Origin of the sequence: Kitasatospora sp. NPDC056273 (assembly GCF_042268845.1) — a bacterium.
GTDB lineage: Bacteria > Actinomycetota > Actinomycetes > Streptomycetales > Streptomycetaceae > Kitasatospora.
The window spans coordinates 133043-150987 of sequence record NZ_JBHJSJ010000005.1 but is presented as its reverse complement, the minus strand read 5'-3'; the positions used below and the strand labels follow the sequence as shown (position 1 = coordinate 150987).

At 75.5% G+C, this 17945-nt stretch carries 15 protein-coding genes; 12 read left to right on the top strand and 3 right to left on the bottom strand.

The features are described from left to right. Nucleotides 1-72 precede the first annotated feature (72 nt). The 6 genes from ACFCY1_RS06615 (at nucleotide 73) to ACFCY1_RS06590 (ending at nucleotide 7977) form a co-directional block, all read left to right on the top strand. The gene (locus tag ACFCY1_RS06615; RefSeq protein ID WP_375873770.1) at nucleotides 73-1689 is read left to right on the top strand and encodes a class I adenylate-forming enzyme family protein; all 1617 of its coding nucleotides are present in this window, start codon (nucleotides 73-75) and stop codon (nucleotides 1687-1689) included. After that, on the top strand, nucleotides 1686-2984 hold the full coding sequence (locus ACFCY1_RS06610) for a beta-ketoacyl-[acyl-carrier-protein] synthase family protein (protein ID WP_375873769.1): 1299 nt from the start codon (nucleotides 1686-1688) through the stop codon (nucleotides 2982-2984). The genes ACFCY1_RS06615 and ACFCY1_RS06610 overlap by 4 nt, the downstream gene beginning before the upstream one ends. A gap of 123 nt (nucleotides 2985-3107) precedes the next feature. Next, nucleotides 3108-5042, top strand: coding sequence for a 4-hydroxyphenylpyruvate dioxygenase (gene hppD / locus ACFCY1_RS06605; protein ID WP_375873768.1), 1935 nt, complete (start codon nucleotides 3108-3110; stop codon nucleotides 5040-5042). Beyond that, nucleotides 5039-6142, top strand: a complete 1104-nt coding sequence (locus tag ACFCY1_RS06600) for a thiamine pyrophosphate-dependent dehydrogenase E1 component subunit alpha (RefSeq protein WP_375873767.1) — start codon at nucleotides 5039-5041, stop codon at nucleotides 6140-6142. Before hppD ends, ACFCY1_RS06600 begins: the two co-directional genes overlap by 4 nt. After that, a complete protein-coding gene (locus ACFCY1_RS06595; protein WP_117492990.1) occupies nucleotides 6139-7107 on the top strand; it encodes an alpha-ketoacid dehydrogenase subunit beta in 969 nt (322 codons plus the stop codon). The genes ACFCY1_RS06600 and ACFCY1_RS06595 overlap by 4 nt, the downstream gene beginning before the upstream one ends. An 84-nt stretch (nucleotides 7108-7191) precedes the next feature. Next, nucleotides 7192-7977: a DUF3050 domain-containing protein gene (locus ACFCY1_RS06590; protein WP_375873766.1), complete on the top strand. Its 786-nt coding sequence runs from the start codon at nucleotides 7192-7194 to the stop codon at nucleotides 7975-7977. A 117-nt stretch (nucleotides 7978-8094) separates the two neighbouring features. Here ACFCY1_RS06590 and ACFCY1_RS06585 read toward each other — a convergent pair whose 3' ends face one another. Beyond that, entirely contained in the window at nucleotides 8095-9444 is a 1350-nt protein-coding gene (locus ACFCY1_RS06585; protein ID WP_375873765.1) for an acyltransferase, read from the bottom strand. 179 nt (nucleotides 9445-9623) lie between these two features. On the opposite strand from ACFCY1_RS06585, the gene ACFCY1_RS06580 reads away from it, so the two are divergent. The 5 genes from ACFCY1_RS06580 to ACFCY1_RS06560 all read left to right on the top strand — a co-directional run bounded on the left by ACFCY1_RS06580 (nucleotide 9624) and on the right by ACFCY1_RS06560 (nucleotide 14623). Continuing rightward, nucleotides 9624-12011, top strand: coding sequence for an FHA domain-containing protein (locus ACFCY1_RS06580; RefSeq protein ID WP_375873764.1), 2388 nt, complete (start codon nucleotides 9624-9626; stop codon nucleotides 12009-12011). An 18-nt stretch (nucleotides 12012-12029) separates the two neighbouring features. Beyond that, a complete protein-coding gene (locus tag ACFCY1_RS06575) occupies nucleotides 12030-12575 on the top strand; it encodes a hypothetical protein (protein WP_375873763.1) in 546 nt (181 codons plus the stop codon). Between the two features lie 101 nt (nucleotides 12576-12676). Beyond that, complete coding sequence (locus tag ACFCY1_RS06570; protein ID WP_375873866.1) at nucleotides 12677-13675, top strand: serine/threonine-protein kinase; 999 nt, start codon at nucleotides 12677-12679, stop codon at nucleotides 13673-13675. Continuing rightward, the gene (locus ACFCY1_RS06565) at nucleotides 13672-14046 is read left to right on the top strand and encodes a DUF1304 domain-containing protein (RefSeq protein ID WP_375873762.1); all 375 of its coding nucleotides are present in this window, start codon (nucleotides 13672-13674) and stop codon (nucleotides 14044-14046) included. Before ACFCY1_RS06570 ends, ACFCY1_RS06565 begins: the two co-directional genes overlap by 4 nt. Nucleotides 14047-14125: 79 nt before the next feature. Next, on the top strand, nucleotides 14126-14623 hold the full coding sequence (locus tag ACFCY1_RS06560; RefSeq protein WP_117492986.1) for a hypothetical protein: 498 nt from the start codon (nucleotides 14126-14128) through the stop codon (nucleotides 14621-14623). A 24-nt stretch (nucleotides 14624-14647) separates the two neighbouring features. Here ACFCY1_RS06560 and ACFCY1_RS06555 read toward each other — a convergent pair whose 3' ends face one another. Together ACFCY1_RS06555 and ACFCY1_RS06550 are read right to left on the bottom strand one after the other, a co-directional pair. Further along, complete coding sequence (locus tag ACFCY1_RS06555) at nucleotides 14648-15988, bottom strand: streptophobe family protein (protein WP_375873761.1); 1341 nt, start codon at nucleotides 15986-15988, stop codon at nucleotides 14648-14650. Nucleotides 15989-16351: 363 nt separating this feature from the next. Further along, nucleotides 16352-16621 carry a hypothetical protein gene (locus ACFCY1_RS06550; RefSeq protein WP_375873760.1) on the bottom strand — a complete coding sequence of 90 codons (270 nt, stop codon included), beginning with the start codon at nucleotides 16619-16621 and terminating at the stop codon, nucleotides 16352-16354. On the opposite strand from ACFCY1_RS06550, the gene ACFCY1_RS06545 reads away from it, so the two are divergent. Continuing rightward, complete coding sequence (locus ACFCY1_RS06545; protein ID WP_375873759.1) at nucleotides 16611-17924, top strand: DUF6777 domain-containing protein; 1314 nt, start codon at nucleotides 16611-16613, stop codon at nucleotides 17922-17924. The two genes, ACFCY1_RS06550 and ACFCY1_RS06545, sit on opposite strands and share 11 nt — an antisense overlap. Nucleotides 17925-17945 lie beyond the last annotated feature (21 nt).

Sequence of the window (17945 nt, the reverse complement as noted above, 5' to 3'; positions counted from 1 at the left end):
GCGGCCGACCGACCCTGCCACCCGATCAGCCGCCCGGGCCGTCCACCGGCCCCGAGGGAGGGATCCACCCCCGTGACCATCCGCAGCCTCCGCACCCAGCTCGCGGACGACCCCGACGTGGGCGCCGGCAACGTCCTCACCGCCCGGATCGCGCTCGGGCTCGACCTGGACGTACCGCTGCTCAGCTTCGACACCCCGGTGGACGACCACCCCGCCTGGCAGCCGTTCACCCTGCGCGAGCTGGACCGCGCCGTCCGGGCCCGCGCCGCCGCGCTGCACGGCCTGGGCATCACCCGGCGCGACCCGGTGGTGGTGTACGCGAGCGACGCCGCCGACCACGTGCTCGCCTTCCTCGCCCTGGCCCGGCTCGGCGCCGTCCCCGCGCTGCTCAACCCCAACCTGGACGGCGAACGGGCCGCCCGCTACATCGCCCGCCTCGGCGCGGCCGGCGTCCTCGCCGACCCCGCCCACCTGGCCGCACTGGCCGGCCACGACCCGGGCGCGCCGCTGCTGCCCGAGATCGCCACCCTCGGCGCCGGCGACCCGGACGCCGCCCCGGAGCCGTACCGGCACTGGTCCGGCGACCCGGTGGCGATCACCCACTCCTCCGGCACCACCGGCATGCCCAAGGCCGTCGTCCACTCCCACGCGAGCCTGTACGCCGCGATCCGCCACCGGCTGCGGCTGCCCCGCCCGCAGGGCCAGGACCGGATGCTCAGCGCGCTGCCCGCCCCGCACGCCGCCACCCTGATCGCGCTCAACCTCGCGCTCAGCTCGCACACCGAACTCGCCGTGCTCTCCCGGCAGTCCGGCGACGGCGTGCTGGAGGCCGTCGAGCGGTGGCGGCCCACCGGGGTGATCGGCTTCGCCGCCACCTGGGCCGACCTCGCCCGGCACGACCTCGCCACCCGCGACCTGACCTCCGTGGCGCTCTGGTGGAACACCGGCGACTGCGCCCACGAGGTGCACATCCGCCGCCTGATCGCCACCGGCAGCCGGGAGACCGTCACCCGGGCCGGCCGCACCCGGCTGCCCGGCTCGCTGTTCGTGGACGGCCTCGGCTCCACCGAGATGGGGCACTCGCACTTCTTCATCACCCACGGCCCCGGCACCGAGCGCTACGGCCGCTGCGTCGGCCGCCCGCACGCCTTCGTCGACTGCGAGGTGGTCGGCCCGGACGGCGAGCCGCTCGGGCCCGGCGAAGTCGGTGAACTCGCCACCGCCTCACCGACCCTGGCGCTCGGCTACTGGAACGACTCGGCCACCACCTTCCGCACCCGGCTGCGCGGCCGCTTCCTCACCGGGGACCTGATGTACCGGGACGAGGAGGGCTACTACTACCACGTGGACCGGGCCGTCGATTCGGTCGAACTCGGCGGCGGCAAGCGGCTGTTCACCGCGATGTCGGAGGAGCGGGTGCTGGCCGCCTGCCCGGACGTGCTGGACTGCACGGTGGTCGCGGTCCGGGACGGCGAGCGCGTCGTCACCGACGTGCTGCTGCTCCTCGCCGCGGACGCCGATCCGGCCGCGGACCGCACCGGGGCGGTCGTCGCCGCCCTGGACGAGGCCGCCGCCGCGACCGTCCGCAAGGTGCTGGTGGTCTCCCCCGACGACATCCCGCTCGGCCCGACCGGCAAGGTCCGCAAGGTCCTGCTGCGGGAGACCCACCTCGCGGCGGTGGGCGCATGAGCGAGCGGAGTGTGCGAGCAGGCGAGCGGGGTGGGCGCACGACCGCGCGCCCCGGCGCCGTCGTCACCGGCATCGGCCTGGTCTCCCCGCTCGGCCGCGAGCCCGCCGAGGTGTTCGAGGCGCTCACCGCCGGCCGCACCGGCCTGCGCGCCGTCCCCGAGGGCCACGCCGCGCACGGCTGGCTGCCCGCCGCCGGGCTCGCCCCCGCCCTGGACGGCCGGGAGGTGCTGCCGCCGACCGAGACCCGCTGCGTGGACCGCTTCGTGCTGCTCGCCCTGGCCGCCGCCGACGACGCGCTCGCCGACGCCGGACTGGCCGTCGGCCGGGACGCCGACCCGCACCGCACCGCCGTGGTGCTGGCCACCGGCGGCGGCGGACTGGAGACCTTCGAGCAGCAGTCGCACCGCCGGCTGGAGCGCGGCCGCCCCGGCGTCAGCCCGTACCTGCTGCCCGGCATGCTCTCCAACATGGCCGCCGCCCGGATCGCCATCAAGCACGGCATCCGGGGCTACAGCTCCGCCGTGGTGACGGCCTGCGCGGCCGGCGCCCAGGCGATCGCCGAGGGGCTGCGGCTGATCCGGGCCGGGGACGCCGACGTGGTGGTGTGCGGCGGCACCGAGTCCTCGCTGCACCCGACCATCGCCGCCGCCTTCACCAACGCCCGTGCCCTGGCGCAGGGTTGGGACGACCCCGAGCAGGCCAGCCGGCCCTTCGACGCCCGCCGCAACGGCTTCGTTCTCGGCGAGGGCAGCGCCGTCCTGGTCCTGGAGCGGGCCGAGCACGCCGAGGCGCGCGGCGCCGCCGGCTACGCGGACGTCCTCGGCTGGGGCGCCTCCACCGACGCCCACCACCCGACCATGCCCCGCCCGGACGGCACCGGCGCCGCCGACGCGATGCGCGCCGCGCTCGCCAACGCGGGCCTGGCCCCGGGTGACATCGACTACGTGAACGCCCACGGCACCGGCACCAAACTCGGCGACGTGGCCGAGACCGCCGCGCTGCGCGCCGTCTTCGGCGCCGAGCCGCCCGCGGTCAGCTCCACCAAGGGCGCCACCGGCCATCTGCTGGGCGCCGCGGGCGCGTTGGAGGCGGCGGTGACCGCCCTGGCGGTGGCCCGGGGGACGCTGCCGCCCACCCTCAACCTGACCGACCCCGACCCGGCCTGCGACCTGGACCACGTCCGGGGCGCCGCCCGGACCGTCCCGGTGCGCGCCGCGCTGAGCAACGCCTTCGCCTTCGGCGGCCACAACCTCAGCCTGATCCTCGGCCCGGCCTCCACCCGGACCGCCCGCTAGCGGTACCGCCGACAGCCGCCGTCCGACTGCCGCCACCCGACCGCGGTCGCCCGCCGCGCACCGCCGCGCGGCGCCGGCGCGCCCCGATCCTCGATCCACCATCCCTCCCGGGGGGAGATCCCGTTGTCCATCCAGACCATCACCCACGTCGAGTTCCACTGCGCGGACGCCGACAAGACCGCGGCCGGACTCAGCGCCGACCTCGGCTTCACCGCCGACGCCCCGGCCACCGCCCCGGACGGCTCCCGCACCATCGGGCTGCGCCAGGGCACCATCCGGCTGCGGCTGACCTCCGCCGCCGACCCGGAGCACCCGGTGGCCGAGTACGTCACCCGGCACGGGGACGGCGTCGCCGTCCTCGCCCTCGGCTGCGCCGACCCGGCGGCCGCACTGGAGCGGGCCGAGCGGCACGGCGCCCGGGTGCTCGACCGGGCCGGCGCCCTGATCGAGGGCTTCGGCGACACCGCGCTGCGCCTGGTCCCGCTGCCGGACGCCGAGGCCACCCCGGAGCCCCGCCTGCTGGACGGCCTCGACCACGTCGCGATCTGCCTGCCGGCCGGCACGCTCGCGGAGGCCGTACGGTTCTGCGAGGACGCGCTGGACTTCCGCACGATCTTCGAGGAGTACATCGAGGTCGGCGAGCAGGCGATGGACTCCAAGGTGGTGCAGAGCGCCTCCGGCGGCGTCACCTTCACCCTGATCGAGCCCGACACCACCCGCCGCCCCGGCCAGATCGACGAGTTCCTCGCCGCCCACGGCGGGGCCGGCGTCCAGCACCTCGCCTTCAGTACCCGCGACATCGCCGGCGCCGTCCGGACCGCCCGGGAGCGCGGCGTGGAGTTCCTGACCACGCCGGACGCCTACTTCGACGCCCTGGCCGACCGCTTCGGCGAGACGGCCATCCCGGTGGCGACCCTGCGCGACCTGCACGTCCTGGTCGACCAGGACCACGGCGGCCAGCTGTTCCAGATCTTCGCCCGCTCGACCCACCCCCGGCGCACCTACTTCCTCGAACTGATCGAACGGCAGGGAGCGGGCACCTTCGGCACCGCGAACATCAAGGCCCTCTACGAGGCCGTCGAACGGCACGGCCCCGCCGCCGAGGACCGGCCCGCCCCCGCACAGCCGAAGCAGGCCCGGCCGACGGCCGCCGCCCCCGCGTTCCGGCTCACCGAGGCCGAGCGCGCCCTGCTGCCCACCCCCGACGAGGTGGCGCACTACCGCGAGCACGGCTGGTACCTCTCCCGCAGGCTCTTCAGCGACGAGGAGCTGGACACCCTCCAGGCCGCCACCGAGGCGTACTACGCCGGCCACCGGGACCGCGAACTGCCCGTCCGGCCGCCCCGGTTGGCCTCCTGGCGGCCCGAGGACGGGCCGGTCCAGCGGCACAACGACTACGTGCACTACGAGAGCGACGCGATCGGCGCGATCCTGCGCAAGCCGCTGGTCGGCGCGGTGGCCGCGCTGCTCGCCGGCACCGAGGAGATCCGGGTCTTCCAGTCGACGCTCATCTACAAGCCCCCGGTGCCCGAGGAGCCCAGCAACCGGGTGCCGTGGCACTTCGACAAGCACTACTGGCAGACCTGCGGCTCCGAGGAGATGCTCACCGCCTTCATCCCGTTCCACGACTGCCGCGAGGAGAACGGCACCATCACCATGGTCGACGGCAGCCACCGCTGGCGGGAGCTGCCCTCCGGCGAGGACTCCACCCGGCACTTCGCCGACCGCGACGGCTCCGAGCTGGAGTCCATCCTGGCCGCCAACGCCGCCCACAACGGGCAGCGGGTGCGCAAGGTCCCGATGCTGATCCCGCGCGGCCACCTGTCCTTCCACCACTGCCGCACCTACCACGGCAGCGGCCCCAACCTCGCCTCCTTCCCGCGCCGGGCGGTCTCGCTGCACCTCCAGGACGGCGCCAACGAGTACCGCCGGCACGACCGGCCGGACGGCGAGCCGGTGGTGTACAACCACGACGTGCTGGTGGGCCGTACGGACGACGGCCGGCCGGACTACGCCGACCCGCGGTTCTGCCCGACGGTCTGGCGGGGGCGGCCGTGACCGCTCCCGCGCACCCGGCCGGCGAGGGCGCCGCACTGCCCGACAGCCCTGCCCCGCTGGACACCCCCGCCGAGCGCTACCGGATGCTGCGGCTGATCCGCGGCTTCGAGGAGCTGGCGCTCGGCCTGGTGAAGTCCGGCGCGATCCCCGGTGGCATCCACCCGTACATCGGGCAGGAGGCCGTCGCGGTCGGCGTCTGCTCGGCGCTCGGCCCGGGCGACCGGCTCGCCAGCACCCACCGCGGCCACGGCCACGTGCTCGCCCGGGGCACCGCGCCGCACCGGCTGCTCGCCGAACTCCTGGGGCGGGTCGGCGGGTCGAACGGCGGCCGGGGCGGCTCCATGCACGCCGCCGACTTCTCGCTGGGCATCCTCGGCGCCAACGGCATGGTCGGCGCCGGTGCCCCGATCGCGGTCGGCGCGGCCTGGGCGGCTGTCAATCCCGGACGGACGACGGCCGAAGGGCCGGAAACCGAAGGGCCGGGAACCGACGGCCCGGGGACCGACGGCCCGGAGGCCGGCCGGACCCCGGTCGCGGTGGCCTTCTTCGGCGACGGCGCGCTCAACCAGGGCGTCCTGCTGGAGTCGCTCAACCTCGCCGCGATGTGGCGCCTGCCGGTGCTGTTCGTCTGCGAGGACAACGGCTACGCCACCACCCTGCCCGCCGCCACCGCCGTCGCGGGCAGCGCCACCGGCCGGGCCGCCGCCTTCGGCATCCCCGCCGAGGAGGTGGACGGCATGGACACCGAGGCCGTCCGCACCGCCGCGCTGCGCGCCGTCGACCGGGCCCGCGGCGGCCGCGGCCCGGGCTTCCTGGCCTGCCGCACCTACCGATACGAGGGCCACCACACCATGGAGCGCCGGATGAAGCTGCGCTACCGCTCCCCCGAGGAGGTCGACGCCTGGCGCGAGCGCGACCCGCTCCCCCGGGCCGCCGCCCTGCTCGACCCGGCGACGGTCGCCGAGCTGGACCGCTCGGTGGCCGAACAGCTCGCCGCCGCCGAGGAGTTCGCGCTCGCCTCGGAGCACCCGGACCCGGCGGGCGCACTGGACCACCTGTACGCCGACGGGCTGCGGCCCCGGGCGGGGGCGACGCCGTGACCAGGCTCTCGTACACCAAGGCGCTCAACCGGGCGCTGGCCGACGAACTCGCCGCCGATCCGGCGGTCTGCGTCTTCGGCGAGGACATCGGCGCCGGTCTGGCCGGGCCGACCCTCGGCCTGCTGGACCGCTTCGGGCCGGGCCGGATCGTCGACACCCCGCTGTCCGAGCAGGCCTTCACCTCGATGGCGGTCGGCGCCGCGCTGGCCGGCCGGCGCCCGGTGCTGGAGTTCCAGATCCCGTCGCTGCTGTTCCTGGTCTTCGAGCAACTCGTCAACCAGGCCCACAAGTTCTCGCTGATGACCGGCGGCCAGGCCGCCGTCCCGCTGACCTGCCTGGTGCCCGGCTCGGGCTCCCGGGACGGCTGGGCCGGGCAGCACTCCGACCACCCGTACAGCCTGTTCGCGCACGCCGGGGTGAAGACCGTGGTGCCCGCCACCCCGACCGACGCCTACGGGCTGCTGCGCTCGGCGATCCGCGACCCGGACCCGGTCGTGGTGTTCGCGCCCGCCGCCGCGATGCCGGTGCGCGAGACCGTCACCTGGGACCTCGTCCCCGTCCCGCTCGGCCGGGCCCGGATCCACCGGCCGGGCAGCGATGTCACCGTGGTCGCCCTCGGGCACCTGGTGCACGACGCCCTCGCGGTGGCCGAGGAGCTGGCGCCGGAGGTCTCGGTGGAGGTCCTCGACCCGCGCACGGTGTACCCCTTCGACTGGCAGGCGCTCGCCGACTCGCTGGAGCGCACCGGCCGCCTGGTCGTCCTGGACGACTCCAACCGCAGCTGCGGCTTCGGCGCCGAGGTGCTGGCCACCGCCGCCGAGGAGATGCGCCTGGTCGCCCCGCCCCGCCGGATCACCCGCCCGGACGGCGCCGTGCTGCCTTTCGCCCCCGCCCTCGACCGCGCCGTCCAGCCCGGCCGCGAGCAGCTGCGGCACGCGCTGGACCTCGTGCTGAAGCACCGCTGACCGCGCCCCGACGCGGCGCAGCCCCCGCGTGCCTCGCGCACCCCGAACACGTCGATCGCCCAACAGCCCGACCAAGGAGCCCCGTTGTCCACGAACCGCTACCACTGGGACCGCTCGCACCCCGGCCTGACCAGCCTCCAGCAGGCCATCGACCCGCTGCGCCGCGAGGTGGTCGAGCACTCGGTGTACCGCTCGCTCACCGGCATCGAGCGGGTCCGCACCTTCCTCGGCAGCCACGTCTTCGCCGTCTGGGACTTCATGTCGCTGCTCAAGAGCCTCCAGCGCGACCTCACCTGTGTGGACGTGCCGTGGGTCCCGAACGGCCCGACCGCCAGCCGCCGGCTGATCAACGAGATCGTGCTGGTCGAGGAGAGCGACGAGCTCGGCGAGGGCTACACCAGCCACTTCGAGCTGTACGTCGAGGGCATGCGGCAGGCCGGTGCCGACCCGCGCCCGATCGAGGAGTTCCTGGCCCTGCTGGGCTCCGGCACCGCCGTACCGGATGCCCTGAAGAACGCCGGAGTGCCGCAGCCCGCCCTGGACTTCACCTCCACCACCTGGTCGATCGTGGAGAACGCGCCGGTGCACTGCCGGGCCGCCGCCTTCGCCTTCGGCCGCGAGGACCTGATCCCGGACATGTTCACCCAGGTCATCCGGATCGACGACCCCGAGGGCGCGCTCACCGTCTTCAAGGACTACCTGGCCCGTCACATCGAGGTCGACGGCGAGCAGCACACCCCGATGGCGATGCAGATGCTGATCGACCTGTGCGGCGACGACCAGGACAAGTGGGACTCCTGCGCCGAGACGGTCCGCACCGCGCTGCGCGCCCGGCTCCAGCTGTGGACCGCGATCGAGCAGTCCTTCTGAGGCCTGCCGGAGGACGTCCACGGCCACTGCGGAAGGGCGCCCATGGGGAACCGACATCCCCCGTGGGCGCCCTTCCGCCGCCGGGGCCTGCCTTCGCACTCGCGCCGCCGGGGCGGCTCAGAGCACCTTGGGCAGCACCCCGGCCGAGGCGGGCGGCCGGTCCCCGGCCCTGCGGAACCGGTGCAGCGCCGCCCGGCCCTCGGCCCCGCGCACCCGGGCGGCGAGCCGGGCCGGCAGCACCACGGTGGCCAGCCGGCCCTCGCCCCGGAACCCCTCGACCGTCCAACAGACCCAGGGAATCGGATAGTTGGCCGCCGGACTGAACAGCACGGGCCGCTTCCCCTGGAAGCTCACCGCGTAGGCGCCGAAGCCGCTCCAGTTGGAGAAGCTGAACCGGCGCGCCGCCGGGTCGAAGCCCAGCGGCACGCAGTCGCGCAGCCGGGAGCGGCCGAGGGTGGCCAGGAACCACAGGTTGGCGCGGAGGTTGAGGTGTGCGGTCGGGAACTCCTCGACCGCCGTACGCAGTGCGCCCGCGAGCACCGCCGGTCCTTCCTCGGGCCGGTGCGGCAGATGGACCTCGCTGAGGAGGTTGCCGAGCAGCGCGGGCGACAGGCCCAGCCAGCGGCGCGCGTTGACCGGCACGGTCAGCATCCGCTCGGCGTCGTCCCCGTCCAACTCCCGCAGGGTGCTGAGGAGGTGGGCGCAGAGCACATCCCCGGAGGAGAGCCGGCGCCCGGCCGCCAGTCCGAACTCCTCGCGCATCCTGGCCAGTTCGGCGTCGGTGAAGGCGATCTGGACGATCCGGTTGGCGCGTGGCCCGACCGCCACCTCGCGGGCCAGCAGCTCCGCCTCCGCCGCCGAGGGCAGCCGGAAGCCGGGCCGTCCGCAGTCCCCGTCCGGGAGTACCTCGGCCAGCAACTCGTCTTGGTCGTCGACGAGTTCGGCCTTCGGCAGCGGTTCGCCCTCGACCGCCGCGGACCAGGTCCGCAGCAGCAGCATGAAGCTGTGCAGGTCGCCGATCGCATGGTGCCAGGAGCAGCCGAGCACCGTGCCGCCGTCGGCCGTGCGGGTGAGGCGCACGGTGAGCAGCGGGACGCCGCCGTCGCGGGCGGCGGGGGCGTCCAGCGGGGCGACCAGTTCGGCGCCGGCCGCCGTCGCCCGGCCCATCGCCTCGGCGAGCGTGCCCTCCACGGTGTAGACCTCGAACGGCACACCGGTGTCGTCGCAGACCGCCTCCAGGACGCCCTCGACGGTGCGCAGCCTTCCGGCGAAGACCGGCACCCGCTCCAGCGCCCGGGCCAGGCCGACGGCGAGCCGGTCGTCGTCCAGCGGGTGCTCGAAGCAGAGCACGACCGAGACGGCGAGGTCGGCGAGCATGGTGTCCATCAGCCCGCAGCGCAGCACCCGGCCGGTGGCGTGCCCGGCCCGGACGGTCCGGGATCTTCGCAACTGCGGCCAGATGCTCATGGGTTCCGTTCCGAAGCACTCGACGACTCCCGGTGACGCGCGGGCGCGTTCCGGCGGCGCGCGATCCGCGGGCACGCCGAACGATAGTGGCGCGCGGAGGCAGTGGTCCAGTCCAATCCCGCACTCCGGCAGGGCTCTTCGGCCGGTGCGGCGACAGCGACGGCGATAGAATGCGCAGCATGGGAGAGCGCCCCGGCGCACCCTCCGCGCCGCCCCTCGTCCTGGTCACCGGCACCGCGTCGCGGGTGATCGACCCGACCCGGGCCTACCACCTCGGCCGCGACCCGACCAGCGAGATCGTCCTGGACGACCCCCGGGTGTCCTGGCACCACGCGATCCTGCGCGCCACCGGAGGGCACTGGCTGCTGGAGGACGTCGACAGCACCAACGGCACGTACGACGAGGGCCGGCGGGTCAGCCGCGAGGAGGTCGGCCCGGGCACCCGGCTGCGCTTCGGCGACCCGGCCGACGGCCCGTCCGCGGCCTTCGCCGGCCTTCCGGCACCCACCGCGCACAAGCGGCCGTCGCTGGTCGCCCCGCACCTCTCCGGCACCTTCCGCCGTCCGAGCGCCGTCCACCGGCTGCTCGGCCGCACCGTCCGGATCGGCCGCTCCCGCGACAACGACCTGGTCCTGGACAACCTGGTGGTCTCCCGGTACCACGCCGAACTGCGCGCGCTGCCCGACGGCGGCCACGAGATCGTCGACCTGGACAGCCACAACGGCACCTACCTCAACGGCCGCCCCGTCCAGCGCGCCCCGGTCGGCCCGGCGGACATCGTCGGCATCGGCCACTCCGCGCTCTGCCTGGCCGACGGCCGGCTGGTCGAGTACACCGACACCGGCGAGGTCTCCCTGGACGTCCGGCACCTGGTGGTCCGGGTCGGCCCCGACCACCGGGTGCTGCTGGACGACGTCGGCTTCCCGCTCGCCGAGAAGGCGCTGCTCGCGGTGGCCGGGCCGAGCGGCGCGGGCAAGTCCACCCTGCTCAACGCGCTCACCGGGCTGCGCCCCGCCGACCAGGGCACGGTGCTGTACGACGGGCGCGACCTCTACCGCGACTACGCCGAGCTGCGCCGCCGGATCGGCCTGGTGCCGCAGGACGACATCCTGCACACCCAGCTCACCGTCCACCGCGCCCTGTCCTACGCCGCCGAGCTGCGCTTCCCCGGCGACACCGACCCGCACGAGCGGGAGGCCCGGGTCCGCGAGGTGATCCACGAACTGGGCCTGGACGGCCGGGCCGACCAGGTGATCGCCAGCCTCTCCGGCGGCCAGCGCAAACGGGTCAGCGTCGCGCTGGAGCTGCTCACCAAGCCGTCCCTGCTCTTCCTCGACGAGCCGACCTCCGGGCTGGACCCGGGCATGGAGCGCTCGGTGATGCGGATGCTGCGCGGGCTCGCCGACGACGGCCGGACGGTGGTCGTGGTGACGCACAGCGTGCTGAGCCTGAGCGTCTGCGACCGGCTGCTGGTGCTGGCCCCGGGCGGGCGGACGGCGTACTACGGGCCGCCCGGCGAGGCGCTGGGCTTCTTCGGCTACGAGGAGTGGCCGGAGGCCTTCGAGGCCTTCGAGGACGAGGACCACGACAGCTGGCAGCAGCGGTTCCGCGGCTCCCCGCAGTACGCGCGCTACGTGGCGGCCGAGGGCGGGCCGACGCCGTCCCCCCGTCCGCACCCGCATTCGCACCCGCCCCCGCACGAGCCCGCCGCGTCGGCCACGCCCGCCCCTCCCGTGATCGACTGGGACAAGCCGCAGGGCTGGTTCTCCCAACTGGGCACCCTGGTACGCCGGTACACCGCGGTGCTGGCCGCCGACCGGCTCTTCCTCACCATCATGGTGGTGCTGCCCTTCGTGATCGGCCTGATGTGCCGGGCGATGGCCGGCTCCCGGCTCTCCCCCGACAACGCCGTCAACTGCCTGCTCACGCTCTGCATCGGCGGGCTGCTCACCGGCGCCGCCAACTCGGTGCGCGAGCTGGTCAAGGAGCGCGCGATCTACCGGCGGGAGCGGGTGGTCGGGCTGTCCAGATCGGCCTACCTGGTCTCCAAGGTGGTGGTGCTCGGCACGGTCACGGTGGCCCAGGCCGCGGTGCTGACCGTGGTCGGCCTGGCCGGGGTGGACCTCTCCTTCGCGGTGCCGACCGGGGTGGTGATGCCGCAGCTGCCCGAACTGATCCTCGCGGTCGCGCTGCTCGCCTTCTCGGCGATGATGCTCGGCCTGGTGGTCTCGGCGCTGGTGGGCAAGGAGGAGGCCACCATGCCGCTGCTGGTGCTCCTCTCGGTGGTGCAGATCGTCTTCAGCGGCCTGATGCTCAAGCTGCACGGCGTCCCGGGGCTGGAGCAGTTCGCCTGGCTGGTCCCGTCGCGCTGGGGCCTGTCGGCGATGGCGCGCACCGTCGAGCTGCACGGCATCTTCCCGAACGCGATCACCGCCGACCCGATGTTCCGGCACCAGCGCTCCGGCTGGCTGGTGGGCATCGCGCTGCTGCCCGCGCTCTCGCTGCTGTACGGCCTGGTGGTGCTGGCCCTGCTGCGGCGGCACGAGCCGAGCATCATGCGGCGCTAGCGGAAGGGCGACCGCCGCATGGACGAGCTCGCGTTCCGCCCCACCCACGTCGCCCCGCCGGACGGGATGGCCTCCTGGGCGGCACCCGACCCGGCCCGGCCCGACGCCCGGCTGGACGCGCTGCTGCCGCTGCAACTGCTCGACCGCCGGGGCGACTGGGCGCGGATCCTCTGCTCCAACGGCTGGACCGCCTGGGTGGACGGCCGCCTGCTGGTCGCGCTGCCGCAGCCACCGCCCGCCGCCGGCGGCCCGCCCGCGCGGACCGCCGACCCGCGACCGGCGCTCGCCGAGGCCGGGGGCGCACTCGACCACTACCGCGCCCTGCTGGAGGACCTCGCCGGCGGCGCCCTCGACCTGGGGGCCTTCCGGGAGCGCACCCGGGGCCTGCGGATCGGCCTGGTGGTGGACGGCGAGGCGGTCTGGCTGTTCGACCCGGTGCACGACCGCTGGTGCTACGGCGACGGGCTCCAGCTCCAGACGTACGCGGCCACCGACCGACCCAGCCCCTCGCCTGGCCCGCCCGCGGAGGGCCCGTCCGCCCCCACCCGGACCGGTGAGCCGTGACCTCCGCCGAGCGCGACGGCGTCGAGCGGCCGTCCGCCGCACGCGAGGCCGCCAAGCGGGATGCCCCCGAGCGGGACGCCACCGAGCGGGACGCCACCGGTCTGCCCGCCGGGCTGGTCGGGCGGCGGGTCGCCGGCTACCGGCTGGAGAACGAGATCGGGCGCGGCGGCATGGCCGTGGTCTACCGGGCCAAGGACCTGCGGCTCGGCCGGACCGTCGCGGTCAAGCTGCTCGCCCCCGAGCTGGCCCGCAACGAGGTGTTCCGGCAGCGGTTCATGCACGAGTCGGAGGCCGCCGCCGCGATCGACCACCCGCACATCATCCCGGTGTTCGAAGCGGGCGAGCAGGACGGCATCCTGTACCTCGCGATGCGCTACGTGGAGGGCGGCGACCTGCGCGCCCTGATCAACCGCTCCGGCCCGTTCCCGGTCGGGCGGGCCGTCCGGTTCGCCCTCCAGATCGCCTCGGCCCTGGACGCCGCGCACGACCACGGCCTGGTGCACCGGGACGTCAAACCGGGCAACGTCCTGGTCGCCGCCGGGACGGACAGCGAGCACCCCGAGCACCTGTACCTGGCGGACTTCGGCCTGACCAAGAAGTCCCTCTCGCTCAGCGGGCTGACCACCGTCGGCCAGATCGTCGGCACGCTCGACTACGCGGCGCCCGAGCAGATCTCCGGCAGGCCGCTGGACGGGCGCTGCGACCAGTACGGCCTCGGCTGCGTGGTCTTCGAGATGCTCGCGGGCGCCCCGCCGTTCCGCCGGGAGAGCGACCTCGCGCTGCTCTGGGCGCACCTCAACGACCCGCCGCCCGCACTGCGCGACCACCGGCCCGACCTGCCGGCCGCCGTCGGGGCGGTGGTCGCCCGGGCGCTGGCCAAGACGCCCGGGGAGCGGTACCCGAACTGCCTGGACTTCGTCGCCGAGCTGCGCGCGGCGAGCACCGCCGCCGCGCCGGAACCGTGGCGCGCCGACGGGCCGCCCACCCGGGTCGTCCCCGCGCTCGCCCCCGACCCGACCCCGGTGCCCGGGCCGCCCGCCTGGGCCGCGCCGGTCGTCCACCCGCCGCCGTCGCCGCCCGCAGGGAGCCGTCCGTCATGAACGCCGTGAGCCAGGTCTTCGCCGTGGTCGCCGCGGCGATCCACCTGATCGTCTGGCCGCTGGAGAGCTTCCTGTACGGGCACCCGCGGGTGCGCCGCATGCTGACCGGCAGCACGGCGGACGCCCCGGAGGTCCGGCTGTGGCGCGTCAACGTCGGTTTCTACAACCTCTTCCTGGCCCTCGGCCTGGTCGCCGGCCTGGTCCTGCTGCACACCGGACACCCGGAGGCCGGGCGGGCGGTGGTGCTCTACGTCGCCGCGTTCATGGTCGCGGGCGGGATCACCCTGTTCACCTCGGAGCCGAAGCTGTGGCGCGGTGCACTCGGCCAGGCCGTCCCGGCGCCGATCATCCTTCTGACGGAGGCTTTCTGACGTTTCATCACCATCTCTTCAGGCGTACGGCTAAACTCCGCCTACCCCGCGACGGTCGCGGCGGCTGGGGGTGGCAGCAGTGGCGAAGATCCCGATCACCGACCGGTACGTCGTCGGCCTCGGCTGTCGGGTGAGCGTCCAGCAGGGCCTCACCTCGACGAAGGTCAGCTGGAGCGTCGCACACCTGCCGGAGGGCGGCTCGCCCCGGCCCACCGGCGGGAACAAGGAGATCGGCGTCATCTGCCCGCGCTGCCGGCGTTCCTTCTCCGTCCGGGTGGAGACCGCCACCAGGGCGCGGGTCAAGCGGCTGGTCCACCGGACGGTGGGCTGGCTGCTGGTGCTCTCGCTGCTGGCCCTCGTCCCGATGCTGGTCCAGTTGGGCGGCCGGACCGTCGAGGAGGGCGACGAGCAGGCCGTCGACAACATCGGCCTGCTCTTCGCGCTGGCCGCCGCGGGCGTGGTCGTCGGACCGTCGCTGCTGCTCAGTGCGGGCATCCACGACGGCATCGGGAAACTCCGGCTCATCCGGGCCGACGGCCGCAAGACCATGTGGGTGCGGGGCCACCGGCTGTTCTGAGCCGGGCCACGCCCCCCACGCCCGTCACTCGGCGTCCGCCGGTACCTCGCCGCGGTGCCGCACCCGGGTGGCGAGCAGGGCGCCGAGCGCGCCGGTCAGCAGCCCCCAGCCCGCCGCGAGCGGCACCGCCGTCCAGAGCACCGGGCGCAGGGTGAGACTGCCGCCGCCCAGACCGGCCAGCGGGTTGCCGCCGCCGAGCACGGCGCCCAGCAGGTCGCCCAGGCCGCCCTGGCCGAGGCCGACACCGAGCACGGAGAGCCCGTAGTCGGCGTCCACCCGGGTCCACAGGCCCACCAGCAGCACGGTGACGGCGGTGGCGAGCGCGAACCGGACGGCGTGCCGCCAGGGCCGGACGGTGCGCGGCGCGCGGCGGGCCGCCAGGAAGGCGGCGGCGAGCAGCAGGACGGCGGCCAACGGCAGCAGCCACCAGCTGCGGGCGTCCTGCTCCGCGAGGGTGCCGAGGTCGATGGTCGCCGGCCCGCCCCCGGGGGTGCGCAGCACCGCGCTGAGCGGCTTGGGGACGGGCAGGCCGAGCCCGCCGACCAGCCGCCCGTGCCACGTGGCGCCGAGCCCGATGCCGAAGGCCAGCCAGACCAGGTCGGGCAGCGCGAGCAGCACCACGGCCAGGGTCTGCCGGGGGTTCCCGTGCACGACCGCGGTCAGCACCCCGGCCACCGCACCGATCGCCAGGTACGCCAGCAGGACCAGCCAGAGCGCGAACGCGGGCGGGCGGACCGCGAGTTGGTAGCGCACCAGGGCGGGCGGCAGCGGGGCCCGCCGGGACACCGCGAAGGTGACCGCGAGCACCACCAGCAGCCAGGCCAGCCCGATGCCCACGGTGGTCGGGCCGTCCGCGCGGAAGCCGACCTCCGGGGTCAGCCCGAGCGCGCCGCCGATCGACTGGGCCAGGTCGCCGCCGAGCGGGACGACGAAGCTGTGCCGGGCGCCGAGGGTGAGCAGCACCAGGGCGAGCACCCAGAGCAGCAGCGTCCGGCCGATCCGCCCGAGCAGCTCACCGCCGCCCGCGACCGCGCGGAAGCGCAGCTGGCGCAGGAACACCTCGGCCATCGCGACCGCGCCGACCACCGAGACGCTCAGCGGCATCGCGCTGATCCCGGCCCCGACCGCCGCGAAGTCCCCGGCCCCGCCGTCGAGTTCGACGGTGCCGCCGACGGCGAGCGCGAGCGTCGCGGCCAGCACGGCGGGGAAGCCGCCGTCCGGGAGGTCGTCGGCGCCGGCCAGCCAGAGACCGAGCGCGGCCACCGCCGCCATCGCGACCAGCCCGGCCAGCACGACGGCGAGCGCGTCCAGCCAGCCGCGTACGGCGCCGGGCGGGCCCGCGGCCCGGGTGGTGGGCTGCTGCATGCCGCCTCCTCGTCGCTCGCGGGGTGCACAGGGGTCCGGCCCGGGCGCGGCGCGATCGATCTCCGATCTACGCCCGTTCTACGTCCGGTCGACTCCCGGCCGGGTTCCGGCCGGGTTTCCAGGGTGGCCGACGGTCGGCGGGCACGCTCGGCGACGCCCCGGCACCTGCTGTTGCGGCGAACGGGGCAACGGGGGAGAAAGGGAAGCCACTGGCAGGAGCCTCCCGAGCCGGCCCCGGTCGGCCGACCGCCTGCGAAACGGAGCCTCGATGACCGCCCAACCGCCTCCGTCCGGCCTGCCCGGCCCGCCTGGTGAACCTCCGCACGGTCCGCCGTCCGGTCCCCCGTCCGGGCCGTTGGCCGGTCAACCGTCCGGCGGCGGTACGGCCGGTCCGCCGTCCACGCCCCCTCCGCCCTCGGGCCCGTCCGGCGCCGCCCGGGCGGGTGGGGCCGGGAGTGCGAGTGGTCCCGGCGGTGCGAGCGGGCCGGGCGGGCCGTCCGGACCGGGCGGCGCGGGCGGGCCCGGCGGGCCGTCGTCCGGCGGGCCCGGACGCGGGGCGCGCACGCCGTGGTGGCGCTCCGGGAAGGGGCTGGCGCTGGCGGCGGGCACGGTGGCGGTGGCCGTGGTGGCCACCGTGCTGATCGTCAACAACCAGGGCGGCAACCACCCGGCCGTGCCGACCGCGAACGAGGTCGCCCTGCAGGCCCCGGCCGATCCCGGGCCGGACCCGTTCACCCCGTCGGTGGAGACCCAGGGGGTGAGCGCCCCCGCACCCGGCTCCGCCATCCCGACCGCCGTGCCGACCCCCGCCCCGACCGTCACCCCGACGGCGCAGCACCCGGGCGGCGCCTCGTCCCGGAGCGGTTCGCCGACCGCGCTCCACAGCGTCGAGGGCAGCTCGGCCGGGCTGTACGCCGGGTCGATGGGCAAGCCGAGCTGCGACACCGAGCGCCTGGTCGGGATGCTCTCGACCGGGGACACCGGGCGCGCCTGGGCCTCCGCCGCCGGCATCGCGCAGGCCGACGTCCCCGGCTACCTGCGCTCGCTGACCTCCGCCTACCTGCGGGTGGACACCCGGGTGACCAACCACACCTACAAGAGCGGCGCGGTGGTCGAGTACCAGTCCGCACTGCAGGCGGGCACCGCCGTCCTGGTGGACGCCCAGGGCGTGCCCCGGGTGCGCTGCTCCTGCGGCAACCCGCTGAAGCCGCCGGCGCTGGTGAGCAACGCGAGGTACACCGGGAAGGCCTGGGCGGGCTTCCAGCCGTCCACGCTGATCATCGTGGTGCCGGCAGCCCGACCGGTGACCGAGATCATCCTGGTGAACGTCGAGACCGGCGGGTGGTTCTCCCGGATGACCGGGCGGGTCGAGGTCGTGGACCGACCGGCCGAACCCCCGAAGGGGCCCCTGGTGCCCGGCATCCCGCCGCCGGGCCCGTGGACGCCGTCCACACCCTCGGCCACCTCCTCGACCTCCCCCGGTACGACCTCCCCCGGCACGACCTCGCCCGGTGCAACGTCACCGGGTGCAACATCGCCGGGCACGACCCCACCCGGCACGCCATCGCCCGGCACGCCGACGAGTTCGGGTGCCACCCCCTCAGGCTCCACAGGCGCCGGAGTCACCTCCTCGGGCCCGACGACCCCCGGAGCCACGTCCCCGACCAGCTCGGGTCAGCCGCCGGGGACGGCCACGACGACCAGCACCCCGCCCCCGTCCACGGTGACCACCGGCACACCGACTCAGACTCAGACACAGACGCCGACACCGGTCACCAGGACGCCCTCCCCCGCGACGACGACCACCGCCGTCACGACGGCAACCGGGACCACGACGGCGACCACCACCACCCAGGCGCCGACCGCGACCTGCGCGAGCACCGCGCCGTCCACCCTGCCGCCCTGCCCGACCGCGAGCGCCGCCACGCCGAGCTGACCCGGCGCACGCCCCACTCCG

Excerpts from the sequence above, each read along its gene's own strand:
- ACFCY1_RS06585 (WP_375873765.1), bottom strand. The coding sequence starts at position 9,444 with ATGAGCATCTGGCCGCAGTTGCGAAGATCCCGGACCGTCCGGGCCGGG.
- ACFCY1_RS06580 (WP_375873764.1), top strand. The coding sequence starts at position 9,624 with ATGGGAGAGCGCCCCGGCGCACCCTCCGCGCCGCCCCTCGTCCTGGTC.
- ACFCY1_RS06565 (WP_375873762.1), top strand. The coding sequence starts at position 13,672 with ATGAACGCCGTGAGCCAGGTCTTCGCCGTGGTCGCCGCGGCGATCCAC.
- ACFCY1_RS06575 (WP_375873763.1), top strand. The coding sequence starts at position 12,030 with ATGGACGAGCTCGCGTTCCGCCCCACCCACGTCGCCCCGCCGGACGGG.
- ACFCY1_RS06610 (WP_375873769.1), top strand. The coding sequence starts at position 1,686 with ATGAGCGAGCGGAGTGTGCGAGCAGGCGAGCGGGGTGGGCGCACGACC.
- ACFCY1_RS06555 (WP_375873761.1), bottom strand. The coding sequence starts at position 15,988 with ATGCAGCAGCCCACCACCCGGGCCGCGGGCCCGCCCGGCGCCGTACGC.